The sequence below is a fragment of the Tenacibaculum aiptasiae genome (genome assembly GCF_008806755.1).
In the GTDB taxonomy this organism is placed as follows: domain Bacteria; phylum Bacteroidota; class Bacteroidia; order Flavobacteriales; family Flavobacteriaceae; genus Polaribacter; species Polaribacter aiptasiae.
Window position 1 is genome coordinate 217588 of sequence record NZ_WAAU01000014.1, and the last position, 24408, is coordinate 241995.

General features: G+C 32.4%; 14 protein-coding genes, 2 tRNA genes and 1 riboswitch. Of the genes, 2 read left to right on the forward strand and 14 right to left on the reverse strand.

Annotated features, from left to right (window positions below; all coding sequences use genetic code 11):
• The 7 genes from galK to F7018_RS10625 are packed head-to-tail and all read right to left on the reverse strand — an operon-like array spanning position 1 to position 12884.
• Positions 1-1146, reverse strand: a complete 1146-nt coding sequence (gene galK / locus F7018_RS18455; protein WP_175578709.1) for a galactokinase — start codon at positions 1144-1146, stop codon at positions 1-3.
• Positions 1147-2793: a solute:sodium symporter family transporter gene (locus F7018_RS18460; RefSeq protein WP_175578710.1), complete on the reverse strand. Its 1647-nt coding sequence runs from the start codon at positions 2791-2793 to the stop codon at positions 1147-1149.
• Positions 2794-2796: 3 nt separating this feature from the next.
• On the reverse strand, positions 2797-5940 hold the full coding sequence (locus F7018_RS10605; RefSeq protein WP_150900039.1) for a glycoside hydrolase family 2 TIM barrel-domain containing protein: 3144 nt from the start codon (positions 5938-5940) through the stop codon (positions 2797-2799).
• Positions 5941-5957: 17 nt separating this feature from the next.
• Positions 5958-8984 carry an aminotransferase class III-fold pyridoxal phosphate-dependent enzyme gene (locus F7018_RS10610; protein WP_150900040.1) on the reverse strand — a complete coding sequence of 1009 codons (3027 nt, stop codon included), beginning with the start codon at positions 8982-8984 and terminating at the stop codon, positions 5958-5960.
• Complete coding sequence (locus F7018_RS10615) at positions 8984-10996, reverse strand: MGH1-like glycoside hydrolase domain-containing protein (protein ID WP_150900041.1); 2013 nt, start codon at positions 10994-10996, stop codon at positions 8984-8986. The genes F7018_RS10610 and F7018_RS10615 overlap by 1 nt, the downstream gene beginning before the upstream one ends.
• Entirely contained in the window at positions 10989-11882 is an 894-nt protein-coding gene (locus tag F7018_RS10620) for an aldose 1-epimerase (protein WP_150900042.1), read from the reverse strand. Before F7018_RS10620 ends, F7018_RS10615 begins: the two co-directional genes overlap by 8 nt.
• Before the next feature lie 3 nt (positions 11883-11885).
• Complete coding sequence (locus tag F7018_RS10625; RefSeq protein ID WP_150900043.1) at positions 11886-12884, reverse strand: GntR family transcriptional regulator; 999 nt, start codon at positions 12882-12884, stop codon at positions 11886-11888.
• A 176-nt stretch (positions 12885-13060) separates the two neighbouring features.
• Between F7018_RS10625 and F7018_RS10630 the strand changes: the two genes are divergently transcribed.
• Positions 13061-16165 (forward strand): SusC/RagA family TonB-linked outer membrane protein, encoded by a 3105-nt coding sequence (locus F7018_RS10630; protein WP_150900044.1) that lies wholly within the window; start codon positions 13061-13063, stop codon positions 16163-16165.
• Between the two features lie 10 nt (positions 16166-16175).
• Positions 16176-17717, forward strand: a complete 1542-nt coding sequence (locus F7018_RS10635; protein WP_150900045.1) for a RagB/SusD family nutrient uptake outer membrane protein — start codon at positions 16176-16178, stop codon at positions 17715-17717.
• A gap of 111 nt (positions 17718-17828) precedes the next feature.
• On the opposite strand, the gene F7018_RS10640 is transcribed toward F7018_RS10635, so the two are convergent.
• The 7 genes from F7018_RS10640 to F7018_RS10670 form a co-directional block, all read right to left on the reverse strand.
• A tRNA-Asp gene (locus tag F7018_RS10640) sits at positions 17829-17902 on the reverse strand.
• A 44-nt stretch (positions 17903-17946) separates the two neighbouring features.
• A tRNA-Asp gene (locus tag F7018_RS10645) sits at positions 17947-18020 on the reverse strand.
• 54 nt (positions 18021-18074) lie between these two features.
• Entirely contained in the window at positions 18075-18995 is a 921-nt protein-coding gene (locus F7018_RS10650; protein ID WP_150900046.1) for a DUF58 domain-containing protein, read from the reverse strand.
• A gap of 70 nt (positions 18996-19065) precedes the next feature.
• Positions 19066-19383: a thioredoxin gene (trxA, locus tag F7018_RS10655; protein WP_150900047.1), complete on the reverse strand. Its 318-nt coding sequence runs from the start codon at positions 19381-19383 to the stop codon at positions 19066-19068.
• A gap of 131 nt (positions 19384-19514) precedes the next feature.
• Complete coding sequence (gene metF / locus F7018_RS10660; protein WP_150900048.1) at positions 19515-20471, reverse strand: methylenetetrahydrofolate reductase [NAD(P)H]; 957 nt, start codon at positions 20469-20471, stop codon at positions 19515-19517.
• Positions 20472-20480: 9 nt separating this feature from the next.
• On the reverse strand, positions 20481-23159 hold the full coding sequence (metH, locus tag F7018_RS10665; protein ID WP_150900049.1) for a methionine synthase: 2679 nt from the start codon (positions 23157-23159) through the stop codon (positions 20481-20483).
• Between the two features lie 6 nt (positions 23160-23165).
• Positions 23166-24179, reverse strand: a complete 1014-nt coding sequence (locus F7018_RS10670) for a homocysteine S-methyltransferase family protein (RefSeq protein WP_150900050.1) — start codon at positions 24177-24179, stop codon at positions 23166-23168.
• Positions 24180-24230: 51 nt separating this feature from the next.
• A riboswitch (SAM riboswitch) is annotated at positions 24231-24334 on the reverse strand.
• Positions 24335-24408: the final 74 nt, after the last annotated feature.

Genomic DNA, 24408 nt, shown 5'->3' on the forward strand with positions numbered 1-24408 from the left:
TTATATTATTTGTGTTCCGTTGGATAAATTTACTTTGTAAATAGTACAGTTGTGTTTGAATTTTTGTGCATATTCTTGTTGTATTTGTGTTAAGAAAGCTTCTTTTTCTGAGGTTTTAATTAGGTTGATTGTACAACCGCCAAATCCGCCTCCCATCATTCTAGCACCTATTACCGAAGGATGTTTTTGTGCTTTATGAACTAAAAAATCTAATTCAGGGCAACTTACTTTATATTGTTTTGAAAGTCCTTCATGAGATTCGAAAAGTAAGCTTCCGAATTTTGATACATTATCAGTTTCTAATGATTTTATAGCTTGTAATGTACGTTTGTTTTCTTGAATTACATACAGAGCTTGTTCATATTCTTCTAAAGAGATTTTATCTTTTATAGTAATTAAATCATGCTCTTTAATATCTCTTAGACTAGATTTGTTTAATAATTTAGATATGTTTTCACACACAGCACGCCTTTTGTTGTATGCACTATCAGCTAATGAATGTTTTACATTTGTATTGATTAGGATAAACTCATGGTTTTCAAAATTAGCTGTATGTATTGTTGCATCAAGTGTTCTACAATCCAAATGCAAGGCTTTGTTTTTTAGACCAAACATGGATGCGTATTGATCCATAATTCCACATTTAACACCAACAAAATTATGTTCGGCCTGTTGTGAAATAAAAATCATTTCTTGTTTTGTTAATTGAAGTTGAAATACTTCATTTAACCCAAAAACAACACTGTTTTCCAGTGCGGCAGAAGATGATAAACCTGCTCCAAAAGGAATATCTCCAGAGAATACCAGATTAAAATTAGGAACTATTTTTCCTTTTTGCTGAATTTCGCTTACAACACCCAAAATATAATTTTGCCATCCATTAGTTGTAAGAGGAGAAACAGAACTTGTGGTAAATTCATATTGCTCATTTTTGTCTAAAGCAACAATAGTACTTTTATTTGTTTCAGATTGTTGAATTGCAGTATAAATACCTTTGTCTATGGCAGCTGGAAATACAAAACCTTCATTGTAATCGGTATGTTCTCCAATTAAATTAATTCTTCCTGGAGAAAAAACTAATAAAGGTTCTGTCTTAAAGTAATTTAAGAACTCTTGCTGTACTTGTTCTTTTAATGACTGATTCATTTATGCAAAATATATATATACTCCAATTACAATTAGACATATGATAAGTCCCACTTGTTTTACATATTTCCAAGGTTTTATGTCTACTTGTTCCGTGTATTTTTGAACAAAATCTTCTGTTCTTGGTTTTAGTTTTCCTATAATTAACATGATTCCTACATTTAATAAAAATAGAATAGCCATGATGTCTAAAAAATGTGGATATGCATTAGCTTTTACTAAGGCTAGTTCAGCTGTGTCAACAATACCTGAGGTTTTGGCTTTTGCTAAGGCATTATCTACAAAATAAGGCTGTAAAAAGAATTGGCTTAGAATGTATAATAGACAACCTGATATTAAACCTATTTTGGCTGCTATAGCAGGAACTCTTTTGGTTAAGAAACCAACAACTATGATAGTTAAAATAGGGATGCTATAAATACCATTTACTTCTTGTAAATATTTAAATAGACTTCCAGCATTAGCTATTAAAGGAGCTATAAACATGGCAGCAAAAGCTAAAATGACTCCAAATAATTTACCGTATTTTACAACTGTTTTTTCGTTAGCATCTTTGTTTATGTGTTGTTTGTAAACATCTATCCCGAATAACGTTACAGCACTATTTAAAACACTATTGAAGGAACTTAAAATAGCTCCAAACAATACTGCTGCAAAAAATCCAACCCAAGCTTTTGGTAACACTTTATTTACTAGCATAGGGTAAGCATCATCCGGATTTTCTAAACTACCATTAAATAAATGAAAAGCGATTAATCCAGGTAATACTACTATTAAAGGACCTAGTATTTTTATAAAAGAAGCTAATAATAATCCTTTTTGTCCTTCTTCTAAGTTTTTAGCAGCTAAAGCTCTCTGAATTATTTGTTGGTTAGTTCCCCAATAAAACAATTGAACTAACATCATTCCAGTAAAAATGGTGTAAAAAGGAACTGGGTCAGTTGGTCCTCCCATGGATTTAAATTTCTCTGGGTTTTCTGTAGTTAAAATGGAAATTCCATCAAAAAAACTACCATCTCCAATCATTATTAATCCGAAGATAGGGATTAATAATCCTCCTATAAGTAAACCAATAGCATTAATAGTATCAGAAACAGCTACAGCTTTTAGTCCTCCAAATACAGCGTATATAGAGCCAATAATTCCAATTCCCCAAACACAAATCCAAATAGATTGTGTGTGTGAAACATTTAACAACTCTGGAATGTTAAACATACCACTAATAGCTAATGAACCTGAATATAAAATTACAGGTAATAAGACCACAACATACCCTGTTAAGAATAGGATAGAAGTCCATGTTTTTGTAGCTACGTCGAAACGTTCTGATAAAAATTGAGGAATTGTTGTTAATCCTCCTTTTAAATATCTAGGAAGTAAAAACATAGCGGTTACAATCATGGCAATTGCTGCTAAAGTTTCCCATACCATTACCGATAATCCACTTTCGTATGCTGATCCGTTTAGTCCAACAATTTGTTCGGTAGATAGGTTTGTAAGTAATAATGAACCTGCAATAACGCCTGCAGTTAAACTTCTTCCTCCAAGAAAGTACCCATCGGAAGTGTTTTCGTTAGTTTTTCTTGTTTTCAGGTAAGAAATAATTGCAACAAGAATTGTGAATCCTAGAAATGTGATAAACTGCATGTGTTATTTTTTTAGAGGTTGAATTGTAAAGGTATAAGTATAATTTTTATTTGCTGGAATGGTATATTCAGGATGAACCAAACGTCCCCAAGAAGTATCTCCTCCAACACCCATTTGTAAATAGTCAATATTCCATTGCACAGTGTTTCCTATTTTAATATCTGCTCCATGCTTTTTAGTTACTGGTACTAGTCCAGAAGCTGATTTTCCTGCTTCTTCACTGCTAAAATCTATTTCAGACATTGAAAAAGGCCATGCACTGGTATTTAATAAATCATTACTTTCTAGATGAAGAGTTAATCTATCAGAAGATAATTTTGCCCATCGAATGTCCGATTTATTTCCTGTTTCTTGGGGGCGCGAATAACGTTCAAATTGTGTATCGATTTTACCTGAATAAATTCCTGTTTTTTGCCCTGTTTTACGATCCCAATAACTTTCTTCAGGACCTTTTCCATACCAAGAAATATCTGTGAAATTATTAGGTAAGGTTAAATATATACCTAGTCTTGGAATGTTTGGTAATTCTTTTTTATTAGGTTTGAAGTAATAGTTAATAGTTAATTGACCTTTTGGCGATATGGTGTACTTAACTTTTGTTATTGCTTCATTTTTAGGAGTTGAGTATGCTACTTCAAAAACAGCATTATTATTTATAACTTTTGGAATTGATGTTAAGCTTGATGTGTATTTGTAACTAGCATTTTGCCAAATCTTAGCCCATTTATCCATTCCATTTCCTAAATCATTATCTGTTGGTGGTCGCCAAAAATTAGGTTTTATAGGATGATTTGTAATTAGAATGTTTTCAAAATGCCAAGAAACAATTTCTCCTGTTTTAGCATTGAGTTTTAAATTGAATTTATTGTTTTTAACTTCAATAATGTCGTTATTAATTATCTCAATTGGAGTAGCTTCAGGTTTATTTGTTTCTGTGAACTCTAAAAGAGGTGTTTGTTCTTTTGATGCTTCTTGAATAATAAATTCATCCCAAGCTATTTCGTGATTTTTAGGAAGTAAGCCTTTACTTTCTTTTTGATGTAAACTTACACGTATAATATATTCTGATTTCGAATGAAACTTAGGAAAGTTTTTTCTGTCTATTTTTAAAATGATACTTTCTTGAGGTTGAGCATTGATATCGGTTAATTCTTTTTTATTGACAACCTTCCCATTTTCTAATAACTCAAAAGAAATTATTTTGTCTGAAAAATCTGCAAAGAAGTTTTTATTGGTGAGTTTTATTTCTTTATTATCTAAATATTCAAAATGTGCAGGCTCATATACTTTTTTAACTTCAGATAAATGTGGGTGAGGATTGCGATAAGGGTCTACCAAACCATTGTTTAAAAAGTTACCATCAGTAGGTAGATTTGGGTGATAATCATGTCCATAAGCTAAATATGGATTCCCGTTTTTATCTTTGTATTCTAAACTTTGATCTACCCAATCCCAAATATATCCACCTTGAAGATTTGGGTATTTTTCAATAATATCCCAGTAGTCTTGTAAGTTACCTACAGAATTTCCCATAGCATGACAGTATTCAATCATTACTGATGGTTTTTTGGAATTTGATTTCCCGTGATTGATTAAATATTCTGGTTTTGGATACATTGGGCAATAAATATCGGTATAATCTTCTTTGCCTGCTGGTTCGTATTGTACAATCCTATTATCGTCTTGTGCTTTTAACCATTTATAGGTTGTTTTAAAAACGTCACCTTCTCCTGCTTCATTACCTAAAGACCAAGAATAAATAGATGGATGATTTCTGTCTCGGTAGTACATGCGTTTGGTACGAGCCATATGAGCAGGTAACCAACTCATCTCATTTCCTATTTGAGTTTCTTTATTAATAGCTAAAGGATGGCTTTCAATATTTGCTTCATCTATTACATATAAACCATATTTGTCACATAAGTCTAACCAATATGGATCGTTAGGGTAGTGTGATGAACGTACTGCATTTATATTGTTTTGTTTCATAAGTGTAATATCTTTTAGCATAGATGTTTTAGATATTACGTGCCCAGTAAAAGGGTCTGTCTCATGTCTGTCTACTCCTTTAAAATAAACTGGTTTACCGTTTATAAGAATTTGTGACTTTTTAATTTCTACACGTTTGAAGCCAACATGTTTATTGATAAATTGATTGTAATTCAATGATATTCTCAAATCATATAAATTAGGTGATTCGGCAGACCAAGACTTTATGTTTTTAACAACCTTTTTAGTAGTAATTTGAACTGTTGAATTTGCGGGTATTTTAATTTCTTTACTTGAATATACAATAGCATTATTTTTGTCAAGTAATTGGACTACTAAATTTTGATTAACCAGAATATCTGTGTTGTTGGTTATAGAAACAGTTCCGTCAAAAATTCCATGCTTATAAGAATCGTCCAAAGTGGTTTTGATATGGTAATCTGAAATAAATACTTTAGGTTGAGAATATAAGTACACATCTCTTTCAATACCACTCATTCTCAACATATCTTGGCTTTCTAAATAGCTAGCATCACTCCATCTAAACATTTGCAATGCTATAGTATTTTTGCCTTCTTTTAAATAAGAGGTTATATTAAACTCAGCAGGAGTTTTGCTTCCTTGCGAATAGCCTACGTATTTTCCGTTTATATACACGTACATTGCTGACTTAGCTCCTGCAAAATGAAGGATAATATCTTCCTTTAAAAAGTTCTTGTCTAATGTTATCGTTTTTCGGTATGTTCCAACAGGATTGTAATCCTTAGGAGCTTCTGGCCATTTTGTAGTGAAAGGATAACGTTCGTCTAGATATATTGGATTTCCATAACCTTCAACTTCCCAATTTGCTGGAACTTTAATAGTACTCCAATGATTATCATTGAAATTGATATTGTGGAAAGTGGTGGGTCTTTCTTGTGGATTTTTTGTCCAATGAAATTTCCAATTGCCATTTAAGTTTATAAAGCGTGTTGAATTTTCCTTTTCTTTAATGTCGTCCGATTCAAAAGCAAAAAATGAAGCACGAGGAGGAAGTTTATTTTCTTCAAATATTTGATGATTGAAATGATTCTTTTGTTTAGGAACTTCTTCTAGAATTTCACTTTTGCAGCTCCATAAAAAGGAGGTTAATAATATGATTAGATATTTTTTAGTCATGATGTTAGTATTGTTTGTTAAAGTTGCATGAAATCCTCTTTAAAAATCAATTGTAAATAATGTATCAACTCTTTAGCATTCTCCTTGGTAAATACAATTGGAGGTTTTATTTTTAATACATTATAATCTGGTCCATCAGTACTCATTAAAATACCGTGTTCTTTCATACGATTTGCTAAGTAATCAGTTTGTTCTGGTAAAGGGTTTAATTCGATATCAGTTAATTCAAAACCTAAGAATAAACCTTGTCCTCGTACATCCCCTATAATGGGAAATTCCTTAGCTAGTTTTTTTAATTCCTCTTTTAGGTAGTTACCTACGTTTAAAGAATTTTCTTGAAGTTTCTCTCTTTTTACAGTTCTAAGTACTTCTGTTCCTATAGCGCAAGAAACAGGGTTGCCACCAAAAGTGTTGAAATACTCCATGCCATTAGCAAATTTATTTGCAACTTCTTGTGTACAAGCAACAGCAGCAAGTGGATGTCCGTTGCCTAAAGGTTTACCTATAGTTACGATATCTGGAATTACGTTGTGAAGTTGAAAGCCCCAGAAGGTTTTTCCTAGGCGCCCGCATCCTACTTGAACTTCATCTGAAATGCATAATCCTCCAGCTTTTCTGATATTGTTGTATGCTTTTTCTAAGAACCCTTCAGGTAGTTCTATTTGTCCTCCACAAGAAATAATAGGTTCTATTATAAAAGCTCCTACTTTACGTCCTTTTTTGTGAACTATATCTATTTGTTTTTGTACCTCTTCAGCATATTTATCTCCTGTTTTTGTACCTCTGTATTTTCCTCTAAAAGCATCAGGTAGTGGAAATATATGGGTGTGCTCTGGTGCTCCTTCGCCTCCTTTTCCATCAAATTTATAAGAAGATATATCAATGCACATATTAGCATTTCCGTGGTATCCAATTTCGCTAGCAATAATATCTCTTGCGCCTGTAGCAGCTTTGACCATACGGATTGCTAATTCATTTGCCTCGCTTCCAGAATTTACAAAGTGTAAAACATTTAATTCTGGAGGTAAAGTTTCAATAAGTTCTTTAGCTAGTTCGTTTATGTTTTCATGCAAATACCTTGAATTCGTATTTATAAGTGCCATTTGATTTTGTCCAGCCTTAACAACTTCATAATGTTCATGGCCTACATGAGCTACATTGTTAACAGTGTCTAAGTATTTACGACCATATTGATCCATTAAATACTGGCCAGCTCCTCGAACCATTTTTATAGGAGTGTTGTATTGTAAGCTTAATCCTTTTCCTAAGTGTTGTTTTCTGTAGGAAATTAACGACTCGTTATCAATTGTTGTTATTTCTTCTAAAGCCTCTGATTTAAATAACAAGTTAGGGTTTGGGCAAATACTTTTCCAAATTTCTATTTGGCTGAAGTATGCTACGCCTGGAAAATCGTTTTTATAATCAAATAACGATAACATTATTTGGAAGTGTAAATGAGGAGCCCAGTTTCCGTTTTCTGGATGGTCTCCTAATTCTGCTATTTTTTCTCCTTTCTTTATGATGTCACCTAAGTTGTGCTTTGTTGCACTCTTAACTGTTAAATGACCATATAATGTATAGAATTCTAATTCATTAATTTGATGTTTTAAAACAACTAAACCTCCATATTCTTTATCACCAGAATTGTTTGTGGCTATTATAACTTCACCATCTAAAATAGCATGGACAGCTGTGTTTGCAGATAGCCAATAATCTATTCCTAAATGAATTGTTCTGCTTTCTCTACCATAATTTCCAATGCTATCATATTCTGTTGAGGTGTAGATAGGACGTGGTTCTAAATAGCCTCCTGCAATAATTTTGCTTGGAACTGTTTTTTGTAATTGATTTAATTTGAATTGAAATAACTCTAAGTTGTTAAAATCTTGTTGATGTCCAATCCACTTACTAGATACACTTAAATCTAGAGGATGTACAATGTTTTTATTTATAGTGGGGAATAAATCTGATAAATTGAATGTGTTTTCAGTAGCCCAGTTTTCAAATTGATTTTGTTGTGGGTGTGCTGTGTAGCCACAACTATTTCTAAAAGTATATTCAGCAAAATCTGGATGAATGTTTTTCCATTTTTTAAGTAACTCCCAAGCAGGTTTTTCGCTAATTAATAGATATTCGTTGTCTGGCTCTTTTTGTTTGTTGATAGCCGATTTTGTTACGGATATTACTAATCGCATAGCTATAGCGATATACAGATGTGTAAGTTCATCCTCTTGTAACTGAAAAGAAGAATGGTAACCTTTTACAATGGGTATAGCTGCTGTTAAGGGATCGTTGTGATGCATAATACAATAAGCACAACTAATGGCTAAATCGTTTATGATTTGAGTGTAGACAGAATCTCCATAATCTATAGCAGCTTTTACAGTAGGATTTAATTTATTGTTGGAAACAATAACGTTATTATCGTTAGCATCGTTGTGAACTACTGCTTTTCGAAGTTTTGTATAAGTTGATTGAACAGTTTCAAATTGTTGTTGAAATGTGTTAAGGATTTCTTTTTCTTTTTCAGAAAACAATTCTAAATGTTCTTTTGTCCATAATGATTGAGCAACATCCCAATCAAATTTTCTATGAGCTTTTGGATGATTAAATCCTTGTAGTGCTTGTGTTAATAAGCCACATTGTTTTCCTAAACTTAATCTTAATTCGTCTAATTGGGGATTTACACTGCTCCATACTCTTCCTGAAATCCATGTAAGTAAACGTACTTTTCGTGTTTTACCAAAGCTATCTGTAATCTCAGAAATAGCATTTCCATTTCTATCCTCTATTACTTTTGGAGTGATTAGACTTGTTGTGTTATTATCTACGTGTTGTAATAATTTTTGCTGAAAATCTAAATAGTTTATATCTTCTTCAGGACGAGATATTTTTAATACATAACCTTCGTTGTTTTCTACTTTTATCCTGAAATTAAAATCTACTTCACCAGGTAGTGAAGTTGCTGTTCCTTTTATATTAAAAAGTTCTAAAAGAATTTCTTCAGCTTGCTGAGTCGATATTTTTATTTGATTGTAGTCCATTAGTCTTTTTGTAATAGCATAATAATATGTGCAGCGCTCCAGCTAAAGTTTTTAGCATGTAAGCCTTTTCCTGTTAAAGGATGGTAATTTTCTCTAATCGATTTACCATCTTCTAATAAGCCTTTTGCTCCTTTTAAAATTTGAATAGTAGCTTTATCTGCTTCTGAATGAAAACCATAATTGCGTAAGCTTTTTACGCCAAAGTAAGATTGGTCTAGCCAATTAGGTCCTCTCCAGTATCCTTTTAAAGGGTCAAATTTAGGATGATCAGCACTCATAGTTTGAAAAGGAACTTTTGTGTAAAACTTAGTGGTGTTCATCATTTTATTTTTTACTGCTTTTGCTTGTTCTTGTGTAGCTGCATTTGCCCATAAAGCAGTCCAGCCTTCACTTCCTTCTCCTTTAATAAAAGTTGTTCCTTCTAAGTTAGTGTCGTAAAACCAACCATCATTTTTATCGTAAAATTGCTCCTGAATTTTAGTTTTTAATTTGTTGGCTTCTGTAATAAATTGCTGACTTTCCTCAGTGAGTTTTAATTCGGTTGCTAATTGACTTAAATATATTTTTTCAGCATAAAGATATGCGTTTAAGTCAACACTTTCTTGGTCTAAAGAATAAGCACCTTCTTCATTTTTTAAAATTTTAGAATTGTCAAATCGTATAGCGTTGTCCATACCGCTTTCCCATTTTGCAGCAATTAAACTTCCGTCTGTAGATCCGTATTCGCAAAGTCCGTCTTTGTCATGGTCTCTTTTGTTGTACCACCATTGGTGATATTTTTTTAGCTTAGGATAAAATTCTTTAACGAATTCAATATCCTTGTCTTTGTTATAGATTTTAGAAACAGCCCATGCTGAAAGTGGAGGTTTGGTGTCGCGATAATTATGTTTTTCTATCAAAGTGTCTCTAAAAACGCAATCAACAATAAAACCATCATCTTTTTGAAAATGAAACATTAATCTCATTTGTTCTTTGGCAAGTTTTGTGTCGTAATATGATAATCCAACAGCATGTTTCCAAGAATCCCAAGACCAAAAACCATTAAACCATTTATAGTGATAACTAGGGAATAAGCCTTCGTGTTTAATTTCTCCAGCTGGTATGCGCCAATTGTTTTGTAAAGTTAAATGTGCTTTAATTAATGCTTTGTTGTAAATGCTATCTTGAAATTGTTTTTTACTATTTTTTATTAATAAAGCTAGTTGTGTTTCTTTATCTTTTTTTCTCTTTTGTAAGACTTCTTCAAAATCAGCGTTTTTAATGTTGTTTTTTTCTTTATCCCATGAATATTCTGGGAAAATAAAGGATTGAGAAATTACAAACGATTTTTTTTCGTTTGGTTTTAAACTCAATTTATTGTGGGCTTGATAATGTAGGCTGTCTATTAGTTTTATTTCAACGTCTTTTGGGAATATAAGGTGTCCTTTTGCTAAAGAATTAGTTGAGTTTATTTTTAATTCATTCTTTTCAAGTTCAAAAGAAATTCCATCAGCTAATATTGGTGATTGTCCCCATTTCAATGATAAATCTTTCTCCTTCTTTGAATTGTTTTTTATGGTTGTTTCGATTAAAGTTGTATGTCCGCTTTTAAAAACAAGTTTTTGAGTAACTTCTAATTCCTCAGAGCTAAAAGTTTGCTCTAGATGACTTGTGTAAGCATTGTAATCTGTGTTTTTAAAACTCTTAGGGTGATTATCATTTTCAATAATGATTAAATCTGTGAATGAGTTTGTTAGCCATACTCCATTTTGTTGTGTCATTAAAAAAGGTCCGCTAAAACCTATTGATTCACCTGTTTTTTTATGGAAGCTATAGGCAAACCAAGCTCCTTGATCTGAAAACATTAGTCCTTCTTTGTCAAATTTTTGTAGAGGACTTATCTTATAGTCAAGAATGTTTGCGTACATATTGGTATGCTTGGATATTTTTCTTGAATCGGTTTTTTGTTTTGAGTTACAGCTTAGTAAAACAAGAACCAAAGTAAGTGCTGTTATGTATTTTAAATTATTCATTTTTTAATTGAATTGTCCATTGAATATCAAACTCTTCCTTAGAAGGTAAAGTTTGTAGTCCTAATTTGTTGTTAAAGCTATTAGAAGGACCTGTAATAGGTTCTATAGCGATATGGTTTTCTAAGTTTGGAGTATAAATTTGTATATAATTGTTATTAAAAGAGGAAGTTATCTTTAGCAGATAGTCAGGGGTTTTAAATCCGATGAAGTTGTTTTTTAGTAAGTAGCAATTGTCTAGCTTTTTATTTCCAATTTTAAATTTATATGGTGTTTTGTTGTTTTCAGTTTTTATAGGGATCATTTCCTGATCATGAATTATTTCCTTGTCAGAATTTATTTCTAAAATACTGTTTGTAATATCTTTAGAATAGAAGTAAGGATGCCATCCGATGGTAAAAGGGAATGATGAGTTATCATTGTTGTTGATAGTTACATTTAAATCTAGTTGATTGTTAGATAGCGTATATGTTATCGAAATAGAGAATAGAAAAGGAAATCCATTTTCTTTAGTTTCTTGCTTGTAAGTTAAAGTGGCTGAAACAGAATGTTTACTGTTTTCTTTTGAGGTAAGTTCAAAAGGTTTATTATATATTAAACCATGTATGGCATTTGTGTTACAAGAAGAATTTTTTTCTAGTTGATATTTCTGATTTAAATATTCATATTCGCCATTTAAGATTCTATTTGCAAAAGGAAATAAAATTGCTGATGCATATGAATCTTTATATGTTACTATGTTAGAAAAATCTTTAATAATGATTGAGTTGTTTAACGTTAATTGAATTAAACTTCCTCCGTTAATTAGAGAGATTTCTGCTTTCGATTTATCATTATACAAGATAATATTAGTACCTTGTTTAATAATGTTTTGTTTGATTGCTTGCAATTTTTACAGAGAATTTCTAATTATTAGTTTGTTTTCGTTTTCTATCTGCTCTCCTTCATTATTGGAAATCATTTGAGCAAGCTTTTTTCCCATGGCTTTAAAATCTGTCGAAATGGTGGTTATTCCGTCTTCTACAATTTCTTTTAACAGTGTGTCATTGTATGAGATAATGCCAATATCAGAAGCTATTTTATACTTGGTTTCTTTAACTTTTTTAATAATACGAATAAGGTTTCTGTCATCAGGAATTATAAATACGTCGCCTTTTTCAATTTCAAAACCTTCTAAAGACTCAATAACAGTGTTTTTAAATCTGTTCATGGAACAGAATTTTTTAAAGCCTTTTAATAAGCCATTAGGTTGTTTGTCTTCTTCAAAGAGAAAAATTAAATGATCGTATTTTTTTAATAGTTTAAGACCGTCTACTAAACCATTGAAAATATCTTTTTCAAAGTTTTGGTATATAGCTGGATAATGAGATAATTCGCTATTTGTTTGATCTAATATGTATACTTTTTTTTGAGGTATTTTGTTTAAAATCAGTTCTGTTTTTTCAAGTTTGGCAGGCATAATTATATAGTAATTATACTTTCCTAAATTGTCATAGATTAGTTTTTTAAAGACATCATAGTTGAAATGATGAAAGAAAATATCTACCTCTATAGTTTCGTTGAGGTTTGTTAAAAAAGAGTTGTATAAATCTTCTTTAAATGCATTGAGTTCATCAAACAATAAAAAGACTTTTTGAGTAATGTATACACTTTCACTGTTTACATAATATCCCTTTCCAGGAATTGATTCTATAATTCCTCGAACCTTTAAGTCGTTATAGGCGTATAAAATAGTATCTCTTGATAATTTATATTTACTTCTAATACTGTTGATAGAAGGGAGTTTGTCGCCCAATTTTATTTGCTTTAAAGCTATGGCATTTTCTATAGAAGTAACAATTTGTTTGTACTTCGGAATACCTATATTTTTTTCTATATGAATTATACTCATGAAACAAATATATAATTTTTTAAATAAAAACAAACTGGTAGGTACTGGTTTGTTTTTTGTGTAACTAGTTTTAGATTAGCTGTATACCTATGGCTTTTATAATTAATTATAATGTTTATGTATTAGAGGAAGCAAGCGGGGTGTGTATAAAAATAAAAACTAATATTTTCTAACTTATGAAACAAAAGGAATTAAGATTACAACAAAAATTATTGAAAAAAGTCTTTTCGACCCTACTAGTTTGTTTTTTACTGGTTTTTTCTCAAAATGTGTTTTCTCAAGAGAAAGAAATTACAGGGAAAATAACGGATAATAGTGGTATGGGGTTGCCTGGAGCTACGATAACTGTTAAAGGTGAATTAAAAGGGGTAGAGGCAGATTTTAATGGAGATTACAAGATTAAGGCAGGTCCGGCAACTATATTGGTGTATAGTTTTGTTGGTTATGCGTCTAAAGAGGTGTTGATTGGAAATCAATTAACTATAAATGTAACTTTAGAAGAGGATAACACTTTGGAGGAGGTGGTTATTATAGGTTATGGATCTCAAAAAAAGAGTGATTTGACTGGGGCTATTGGGCAGGTGAAATCTGAAGAATTAACAAAGGTAACTACAACGACACCTGCCCAAGCTTTGCAAGGAAGAGTTGCTGGTGTTAGTGTAACTTCTTCTAGTGGGTCTCCAGGTGGAGCTCCGGGTATTTTAATTAGGGGGATAGCTTCTTTTGGAAATAACCAGCCTTTGTATATTGTGGATGGGGTAGAAGCGGATAGTTATTTTATAGATCCTAGAAATATTGATTCTATAGAGATATTAAAGGATGTTTCTTCTACAGCAATATATGGTACTAGGGGGGCTAATGGTGTTGTTATTATTACAACTAAAAAAGGTAAAAAAGGTAAGATTACTGTTGAGATAGAGCAGTCGTATAGTGTAAATACCCAGCGTAAGAAACTTAAGTTATTAGATGCTGATGGGTATGTAGGTGTTCATAGGCAGATGTATGAGAATGCAGGTAATGCTTTGCCGGCTTATGTAACCAATCCACCTAATGTAAATACAAACTGGATTGATGAAACACATAGAGATGGGTATCTTAATTTGCTTAATGCTAGAGTTTCTGGAGCTTCAGAAAATTTGAATTATAGCTTTGGTGGTAATTATGCTGATGAGCAAGGTTTGTTAATTGGTTCTTCGTTTCTTAAAAAAGGATTCTTTGTAAATGGAACTTTAAAGTCAGATAAAGTTACATTGTCTGCAAATATTAACTACACGGAAACAAAAAGAAATCCGTATAAGTTTTCTTTAGGAGAAACTTTTAGGATATCTCCTTTAATCCCTGTATATGATGATACAAAAGAGTCTGGATTTGGATATAGAGATGGGCAAATAGGAGATCATAGAAACCCTGTTGCTGATGATCATTTTAGGCAGCGTTATACCAAGTTTAGATATCTCTTAACAAATTTTAGTGCACAGTACGAAATATTGAAAGGTCTGAATGTTAAAGCGAATTATTCTTTTTCTAATCGAACTAATTTTGATTTTAGTTTTAACCCTGCATTTAGAGCGAGAGATAACGATACTAGTGAAAATAATATCTACTCGTTTATTTCTGAGAACGATGGTTTTTTAAGAAAAATCAATCAGTTATATACTGTTAACTATAATGTAGATTTTGGGAAACATGATTTTAAGTTATTGGCAGGTTATCAGCGTATTTCTACACTTACACAATTTAACTATGTGCAAGCTCAGGGGTATAAAGAAGTTAATGGTGTAAGAGAAGCTGTTGAGTTGTTGGATAATAACTTTAACACGCTAAGTGCATTTAGTTCAGCGCAGGCTACCTTTTCAGGATCTGGTTCAAACGGAAAATATAATATAGTTTCTCAATTTGGAAGGTTTAACTATGCATATGATGATAAATATTTGTTTCAAGCAAGTGTACGTAGAGATGGGTCTTCTAAGTTTGGTAAAAATAGGAAATACGGGATTTTTCCTTCTTTTTCTGCAGGATGGAAGATTTCAGAGGAAAAGTTTATGGGGGATCAAAATGTGTTTAGTTTCTTAAAGCTTCGTGCAAGTTGGGGGCAGGCAGGTAATGATTCTGCGTTAGGTTACTATGGTCATCAGGTGTTGATTAGGCAAGGTAGTAGCCAAGGTAATGGAGGGTATGTTTTTGGCGATCCTCAACTTTCGGCTTCAGGAAGCATTGTAACAGACTTGGAGAATTTAGATTTACAATGGGAGGAAAGTACTTCTACTAATATTGGTTTAGATTATGGTCTTTTAAATGGAGCGTTAAAAGGTAGTGTTAATTACTATAAAACAATAAGTGATAAGGTATTGTTAACAAGAGAATTACCAGGTAATGCAGGGATTGTGAATAATCCAATAGTAAACTTTGGTGAATTTCAAAATAGTGGTTTCGAATTTGATTTAGATTATCGCACTAAAATAAATGAGGTTAATTTTTCTGCCACTGCAACGTTTTCAACTTTGAAAAGTGAAGTAACTAGGTTGGGTAATGAGTCGCAAATTCTTAGAGGTACTGGTCTTTTGTTTGGAGCAGATCATTTTGTAAATCAAACAAAATTAGGATATGAGCCGGGTGCTTATTTCTTACCAGTAGCAAATGGTATTTTTCAATCACAAGCAGAAATCGATGCTCATGATCCTTCAGGAACGCTTCAGCCAAATGCAGCTCCAGGAGATATTCGCTTTGTAGATCAAAATGGAGATGGAGTATTGGACGGTAAAGATGAGGTTTATCAGGGAAGTGCATTGCCAAGTTATGAGTATAGTTTAAATCTAAATGCCGATTATAAAGGGATTGATTTTAATGTTTTCTTTCAAGGTGTTGGAGGGAATAAGATATACAATGGAAATAGATTTCAGTCTATAGGTATGGATAGTGGTCGAAACTTTGAGGCGGTAACTTTAAATGCTTGGACACCAACAAATACTAATACAAACATTCCTAGAGCTGTTTTAGGGGATCCAAACGGGAATAATCGTGCTTCTACAAGGTTTTTAGAGAGTGGGAGTTACTTAAGGATAAAAACAATTCAGTTAGGGTATTCTTTTCCGCAAGAAATATTAGAGAAAGTTCATATCAATAAGCTTCGTGTGTATGTGACGGGGCAAAACTTATTTACGTTTACTGATTACAGTGGGTTAGATCCAGAAGTAGGAGGGTCTGTGCTGTCTAGAGGTATTGATAGATCACTATATCCACAATTTAAGTCAGTTATTTTAGGATTTCAATTACAATTATAAGACAAACAACATGAGAATTTTTAATAAAATTTTAGCAATAGCATTAATTACAGGTTTAATGTCGTGTAATGATGATGAATTTTTAGATCAGAAATCACCAGATGAATTAACTTCAGCTTCTTTTTGGAGAAATGCAAAAGATGCAAAAGAAGGTTTAACGGCGGCGTATTCTGAATTAGAATCAAGAAGTAATTTTTGGGATGGTTGGCAAGAAGGAAGGCCTGTAGTTGAATATTTTAGGTCAGATTATTCTTTACCTGGTCCGGATGCTGCTAACTATGCACACTGGATGTCTATTTTTAATTTTAACTATACAAATGGGCATATTTTCATAAAGGTTTTATGGGATACCAATTATAGGGGTGTGAATTTTGCAAATCAGGTCATTACGAAAGTAGGGCAGATGACTCCTGATCAGATTACTGATGCTGAGAAAAAGCAAATTATTGGAGAGGCTACGTTTTTAAGAGGGTATTATCACTTTAAATTATTAACATTATTTGATCAAATAATTATAAGAGAAGAGTCTCCGACAGCTACTACATTGGATAAAGCGTTGTCTACAAGATCAGAAGCTTGGGTTGTGATTATAAATGACTTTAAAAATGCTGCTGCAATGCTTTCTAATAAAGGAGAAACGGAAGTTGGAAGAGCTACGAAAGGAGCTGCTTTGGCTTACTTGGGGAAAGCATATTTACATAAAGCAGGAGATGCGACATCTGCTGAGTCGTCAGATATTCAAAATGCAATAGATGCTTTTAAGCCTGTGATAGATGGGAGTACTGGGGGGTATTCATTGGTGAGTGATTACTTTAGTTTGTTTAATGGAGAGAATGAAAACAATTCTGAATCAGTTTTTGAATTGCAATTTAAAACTGGTGATGCTACTTCGTGGAATGCTACTCGTTTACATGCATTTATTGGAGATTGGTCAATAGGTGGCTGGGGTGGTTTAGAGGCTACGAAAGGGTTAGAAACGGTTATGAAATCTGAGGGGAAAATTGCAACGAATGGTTTGTATGATAACCGACTTTATGGAACACTTTATTTTAGAGATGATTATTATAACGATACCGCTACTCCAAGAATGCAGGGGTATACATGGGATCAGTTAATGGATTGGCAATACAATAGTACAAATGCTGGTAAGGTGTATTATAGAAAATGGTTGCCTAATTATGTATGGAATAATAGTTATATAGGATTGAATGTTACGTTAATGCGTTATGCAGATGTGATGTTGATGTATGCTGAGGCATTAAATGAGGTAGGATCAACTTCTCAAGCAATACCATTAATAAATGAAATTAGGTCAAAACATGGGTTAATGCCATCAATTACGGCTACCACTCAGGAGGAGGTGAGAAAGCAAATTATTCATGAAAGAACTATGGAGTTGTCATTAGAGTCGGTTAGGTTCTTTGATTTGAGAAGGTGGGGAATGTTAGATCAAGCGATGCAAGCAGCAGGAAGAACTGGGTTTAGTGCTGTAGATCATGCTTATTTACCGGTACCATTGTCGGAAATTAATAATAATAATGAAGTGAATTAATTTTGTAATTATTTCTTTATTGATTGAAGGGTGGCTGAGGTGTAAAAACCTCAGCTATTTTTTTTGAATAAATGTAAAATAAAAAGCTTCTCAAATTTGAGAAGCTTTTTGCGGTCTGGACGGGACTCGAACCCGCGACCCCATGCGTGACAGGCATGTATTCTAACCAGCTGAACTACCAGACCGTTGCTTTTAGCAAAATATTATGTGAGCTTAGAAAAAACTTTAGCGGTCTGGACGGGACTCGAACCCGCGACCCCATGCGTGACTGGCATGTATTCTAACCAGCTGAACTACCAGACCGTTGCTCTAAGCGGATGCAAATATATAATCTTTTTTTAAAAAAAAAAGGAGAAATCACATTTTTTTTTGTCTGCTGATTAAATATGCGGTAAGAATTTTATCGTACCCTTCATTAATATCAACAGGGATGTAATCTATTTTGTATTGTAAGCATTTGTTTTTTAGATTATTGAAGAATTCCGAGCTTAATTCTTTGTAATTTTCTTGAACATTTTCAGCATATAAATTTATTTCTTCGCCAGTTTCTACATCAACAAATTTTTTTGGAGTATTACCAAAATCAAATAGGAATTCAGTCTTTTTATCGTAAGTATGAAATAATATAACTTCGTGTTTATTGTATTTTAAATGTCTTAAAGCCTCAAAAAGTTCTTCTTCATTTTTTGTAGTTTGAAACATATCCGTAAATAAGAAGATTAAAGAACGCCTATGTATTTTTTCAGCAATTTCATGTAAATACTCATGAGTTTCTGTTGTAGCCTTTGAATTTGAGCTTAACAAGCTTTCTAATTGGTTTAACAACATTTTTCTATGACGCTCACTGCCTTTTTCAGGAGCGTAGTACTCATAAGTGTCAGAATAGATACTTAAGCCTACAGCATCTCTTTGACGCTTTAAAATTTCCATTAATGAGGCTGCTGCGATGGCTGAAAAACCAATTTTATTTAATTTATCTACAGATTGCGTTTTTATTATAGGATAATGCATTGAAGCAGAGTTGTCAATAATTAAGTGACAACGTAAATTTGTTTCTTCTTCATACTTTTTAGTATAAAGTTTTTCTGTTTTAGCAAAGAGCTTCCAATCTATATGACGAGTACTTTCACCTTTGTTATATAATTTATGTTCTGAAAACTCAACAGAAAATCCATGAAAAGGACTTTTATGCATACCTGTTATAAACCCTTCTACTACTTGCTTTGCAAGAATATCAAGATTTTTAATTTCTGAGGAAGTACTATTTAAATCAATCATATAGCCCGAAAATAAAAAAAGGTTTAGCGATAGCCAAACCTTTTCTTGTTATATATTGTAATTGTACTGATTATAAAGCAGCATCAATTTTATCAGTATACGCTTTTTTAGGAGCAGCACCAACTTGTTTGTCTACTACTTCACCGTTTTTAAAGATTAATACTGTAGGAATGTTTCTTACACCATATTTAGCCGCAAACTCTTGGTTGTTGTCAACGTCAACTTTTCCAACTACAGCTTTTCCTTCATATTCGTTATGAATTTCATCAACAATAGGTCCAACCATTCTACATGGCCCACACCAAGCTGCCCAAAAATCAACCAATACTGGTTTGTCAGAATTTAATACTACTTCTTGAAAGTTTGCATCTGTAATTTCTAATGCCATTTTATTATATTTTAATTAAGTTATTGTCTTTGTTTGTAAGTTACAAAAGTAATCAAATATTTTACCAATACAATTTTACAAAAATTACTTTTTACTATCATAGTATCAATACTTTCTATTTCCTTACAAGTTTAAAAGACTTCTTTTGCTATTTGTTGAATATTGGTTGATTTTCCCATAGAATAATAATGTAACAGCGGAACTCCTGCTTTTATTAATTCTTTACTTTGATGTATACACCATTCTATACCTACTTGACGTACTTCGCTATTGTCTTTACATTTTACTACATTCATAATTAAATCGTCTGGCAAATCAACTTTAAAACGATGTGGAATTAAATTAAGTTGTTTTTTTGTTGAAATAGGTTTAAGACCAGGAATAATGGGAGCAGTGATTCCTTCAGCTCTGCATTTAGCTACAAAATCAAAATATTTTTGATTATCAAAAAACATTTGAGTCACTATATAAGTAGCTCCATTTTTAATTTTCTTTTTCAAAAAATGGATATCAGAATCTAAACTTGGAGCTTCCATATGTTTTTCGGGATACCCAGCAACTCCTATGCAGAAATTTGTTTGTGATGAATTTTGTAATTCATCATCTAAATATTTTCCATTATTTAAACTCTGAATTTGAGAAACAAGTTCGCTTGCATATTTATGTCCATCTTTTTCTGGCTTAAAATATGTCTCGCTTTTTACTGCATCACCTCGTAATGCTACGACATTATCTATTCCTAAAAAATCTAAATCGATTAAAAAGTTCTCGGTATCTTCTTTTGTAAAACCACCACATAAAATATGTGGCACAGCATCTACTTGATATTTATTTTGAATGGCTGCACAAATGCCTACTGTACCAGGTCTTTTTTTAACTACTTGCTTTTTTAATAAGCCATTTTCAAGTTCTTTATAAATATATTCCTCTCTGTGATAGGTAACATCTATAAAAGGTGGGTTGAATTCCATTAAAGGATCTATATTATTAAAAATAGATTGTATATGTTGTCCTTTTAAAGGAGGCAATATTTCAAATGAAAACAATGTTTTACCATTGGCATTTTTTATATGTTCTGTAACTTTCATAATGTTATTTTAATTGTCGGCAATTGTTGGATGCAACCATTTTCTTGCTTTGTCTAATGCGATGTTTTTTCTTGAGGCATAATCTTTTACTTGGTCATCGGTTATTTTTCCTAATCCAAAATATTTAGATTCTTCATTTGCAAAATAATAACCAGATACAGCTGCTGCTGGCCACATAGCCAAGCTTTCTGTTAAGGAAACTCCAATTTGTTTTTCAACTTCTAATAATTGCCAAATAGTTTCTTTTTCTAAATGATCTGGACATGCTGGGTATCCTGGAGCTGGACGAATACCTTTATAGTTTTCTTTTATTAATTCTTCGTTAGTTAAGTTTTCGTCTATACTATATCCCCAGTGTTTTGTTCTTATTCTATGATGTAAGTATTCTGCGAAAGCTTCAGCAAAACGATCGGCTAGTGCTTGTGCCATGATAGCATTGTAATCGTCCTGTTGATCTTTATATTTTGTAGCTAATTCATCTGCGCCAAAAATAGCTGTACAGAAAGCTCCCATATAATCCTTTTTGCCAGTTTCTTTTGGAGCTATAAAATCTGCTAAAGCAAAACTTGGTTTGTCATCTCGTTTTTTTAATTGTTGACGAAGCGTTCTAAATACAGCTACTTCTTTTCCTTTTTTCTGGATAGATATATCATCTATATTAATAGAATTAGCTTCAAATAATCCAAAAATTCCTTTAGGTTTTAATAATTGTTTAGCTACAATTTCTTGCAACATTTTTTGAGCATCTTCATATAGACTAGTAGCCTGTTCACCTACAATTTCATCAGTTAAAATGTCAGGGAATTTTCCATGTAAGTCCCATGAACGGAAAAAAGGAGACCAATCTATAAAAGGAATTAGTTCCTTTAAACTTACTTGTTGTAATGTTTGAATACCTAATTCTTTTGGTTTTACAATATTGCTTGTTTCCCAGTTTATTTTAAATTGACGTTTACGAGCTTCCTCTATAGGAATGTATGCTTTTGTTTTTCCTCTTTTTAAAAATTTATCACGAAACTCTTCGTAATCTTTTTTTAGCTTAGCTACATATTCGTTTTTTGTGCTTTCATTTAATAAATCTCCAACAACTGTTACTGCTCTTGAAGCATCATTTACATGTACTACTGCGTTTTTGTATTGAGTATCAATTTTTACTGCTGTATGTGCTTTGGAAGTTGTAGCACCACCAATGAGTAATGGTACATCTAAATTTTGACGTTCCATTTCTTTGGCTAGGTATACCATTTCATCTAATGATGGGGTGATTAAACCACTTAATCCAATGGCGTCTACTTTTTCCTTTTTTGCGGTTTCAATAATTTTTTCAGGAGGAACCATTACTCCTAAATCAACTATTTCATAGTTATTACACCCTAAAACTACTGAGACAATATTTTTACCTATATCATGAACATCACCTTTTACAGTAGCCATTAAAATTTTACCTAGCGCTTTTTGTTCTTCACCTTTTTCTGCTTCAATAAAAGGGTTAAGATATGCTACTGCTTTTTTCATTACTCTGGCCGATTTTACAACTTGTGGTAAAAACATTTTTCCTGAACCAAATAAATCACCAACCACATTCATTCCAGCCATCAAATGTCCTTCAATTACATGTAAAGGTCTTTCTACAGTTAATCTAGCTTCTTCTGTATCTTCTACAATAAAAGCATCAATTCCTTTTACCAATGAATGTGTAATTCGTTCTTGCAATGATAAGTTTCGCCATTCTAATGCTCTTCCATCATCTTCTTTTTTCTTTCCTTTTACAGTTTCAGCAAAGTCCAATAACCGTTCAGTAGCATCGTCACGTCTATCTAAAATTACATCTTCTATATATTCTAAAAGGTCTTTAGGAATGTCATCATAAACTTCTAGCATGGCCGGATTTACAATTCCAATGTTCATACCTGCTTGAATTGCATAGTATAGAAAAACGGAGTGCATTGCTTCTCTTACTGTATTATTCCCTCTAAATGAAAAAGAAACATTACTTACGCCACCACTAACACTAACATTAGGTAAGTTATTACGTACCCATCGAGTTGCTTCTATAAAATCGATAGCATTTTTTCTGTGTTCTTCCATTCCTGTAGCTACAGGGAAAATATTTAAATCAAAGATGATATCTTCTGAAGGAAATCCAACTTTATCTACTAAAACTCTATACGAACGTTCAGCTATTTCTATTCTTCGTTGATAATTATCTGCTTGCCCAACTTCATCAAAAGCCATTACAATTACTGCAGCTCCATAGCGTTTTATTTGAGTTGCTTCCCAAATAAATTTTTCTTCACCTTCTTTTAAACTAATAGAATTGACAACGCATTTCCCTTGTACTACTTGTAAGCCAGCTTCTATAATTTCCCATTTAGAGCTATCTATCATAATAGGAACACGACAAATATCAGGTTCGGCAGCAATCAAGTTTAAAAAACGAACCATGGCTTCTTTACCGTCAATTAAACCATCATCCATGTTAATGTCGATAATTTGTGCTCCTCCATCTACTTGATGCCTTGCTATAGCGAGTGCTTCGTCATATTTTTCTTCTTTTATTAAGCGTAAAAATTTACGAGATCCAGCTACATTGGTGCGTTCGCCTACATTAATGAAGTTGCTATTTTCGGTAATAATTAAAGGTTCTAAACCCGATAAACGCATGAATTTTCTTTGTTGTGTACTCATCTTCATTTAATTTTCAACAGTATGAATGTTTAAAACTTCTCTTGGTTTATATTTAGCTGCTACTTCAGCTATGGCAGCAATGTGTTTTGGTGTGGTTCCGCAGCATCCTCCAATTATATTGATTAACTCCTTTTTTAAATATTCTTCTATTTGTAAAGCCGTTTCTTCTGGCGTTTCATCATATTCACCAAAAGCATTTGGAAGTCCAGCATTTGGATGTGCTGACGTAGCAAATTTTGTTTTTGAGGCTATAACTTCTAAGTGTGGTTGTAATAAATTGGCTCCTAGTGCACAATTAAAACCAACTGATAATAACGGAATATGCGAAATAGAAATTAAAAAAGCTTCTGCGGTTTGTCCAGATAATGTTCTTCCTGAGGCATCAGTAATTGTACCCGATACCATTACTGGAACTTCAATTCCTCGCTCGCTTTTTACTTCTTCAATAGCAAACAATGCTGCTTTTGCATTTAATGTGTCAAACACTGTTTCTACTAATAAAATATCGGCGCCACCATCTAATAAAGCTTCTACTTGCTCTTTATAAGCTATTCTTAGTTCATCAAATGTAACTGCTCTGTAGCCTGGGTCGTTAACATCAGGAGACATACTAGCTGTTCTGTTTGTTGGGCCTATAGAACCAGCAACAAACCTGGGTTTATGAGGTTGTTTTTTAGTAAACTCGTTTGCTACTTCCTTTGCTATTTTTGCCGATTCGTAATTTAACTCGTAAACTAAATCTTCCATTTGATAATCGGCCATAGCTATAGTTGTACCAGAAAAAGTATTGGTTTCAACAATATCTGCTCCAGCAGCAAAATATTTTCTATGTACTTCTTTTACTGCTTCTGGTTGGGTAATGGATAATAAATCGTTATTCCCTTGGAGTGGAGTAGAGTAGTGTTTAAAACGTTCTCCACGAAAATCTTCTTCTGTGAATTTATATTCTTGAAGCATTGTTCCCATAGCCCCATCGAGCACGAGAATTCTTTTTTGTATTTCTGTATATATGTTTGACATTCCTGATAATTAAAAGTTGTGTTATCAGGAAAAGAGGAAGTAAAATTCTTTCCGTTATCTCTCTGCCAAGCAGTAGAATGTAGCACCTTCTTTGTATATACAAAGGGTTGCTAAGGCTTCAAAGGGTCTATTCCCTCCACCTTTCTTGATAACATCAATTAAGTTAATGAACTATGGTACAAATCTATTAGTTTATTTTTAGTTTCCCAATAAATTATTCTTTTTATTT

What these genes read in the sequence shown, in the direction of transcription:
- metH (WP_150900049.1), bottom strand. Translation starts at nt 23,159, where the DNA reads ATGAGTACACAACAAAGAAAATTCATGCGTTTATCGGGTTTAGAACCT.
- F7018_RS10635 (WP_150900045.1), top strand. Translation starts at nt 16,176, where the DNA reads ATGAGAATTTTTAATAAAATTTTAGCAATAGCATTAATTACAGGTTTA.
- F7018_RS10630 (WP_150900044.1), top strand. Translation starts at nt 13,061, where the DNA reads ATGAAACAAAAGGAATTAAGATTACAACAAAAATTATTGAAAAAAGTC.
- F7018_RS10605 (WP_150900039.1), bottom strand. Translation starts at nt 5,940, where the DNA reads ATGACTAAAAAATATCTAATCATATTATTAACCTCCTTTTTATGGAGC.
- F7018_RS10670 (WP_150900050.1), bottom strand. Translation starts at nt 24,179, where the DNA reads ATGTCAAACATATATACAGAAATACAAAAAAGAATTCTCGTGCTCGAT.
- F7018_RS10615 (WP_150900041.1), bottom strand. Translation starts at nt 10,996, where the DNA reads ATGAATAATTTAAAATACATAACAGCACTTACTTTGGTTCTTGTTTTA.
- F7018_RS10625 (WP_150900043.1), bottom strand. Translation starts at nt 12,884, where the DNA reads ATGAGTATAATTCATATAGAAAAAAATATAGGTATTCCGAAGTACAAA.
- galK (WP_175578709.1), bottom strand. Translation starts at nt 1,146, where the DNA reads ATGAATCAGTCATTAAAAGAACAAGTACAGCAAGAGTTCTTAAATTAC.
- F7018_RS10610 (WP_150900040.1), bottom strand. Translation starts at nt 8,984, where the DNA reads ATGGACTACAATCAAATAAAAATATCGACTCAGCAAGCTGAAGAAATT.
- F7018_RS18460 (WP_175578710.1), bottom strand. Translation starts at nt 2,793, where the DNA reads ATGCAGTTTATCACATTTCTAGGATTCACAATTCTTGTTGCAATTATT.
- trxA (WP_150900047.1), bottom strand. Translation starts at nt 19,383, where the DNA reads ATGGCATTAGAAATTACAGATGCAAACTTTCAAGAAGTAGTATTAAAT.
- F7018_RS10650 (WP_150900046.1), bottom strand. Translation starts at nt 18,995, where the DNA reads ATGATTGATTTAAATAGTACTTCCTCAGAAATTAAAAATCTTGATATT.
- metF (WP_150900048.1), bottom strand. Translation starts at nt 20,471, where the DNA reads ATGAAAGTTACAGAACATATAAAAAATGCCAATGGTAAAACATTGTTT.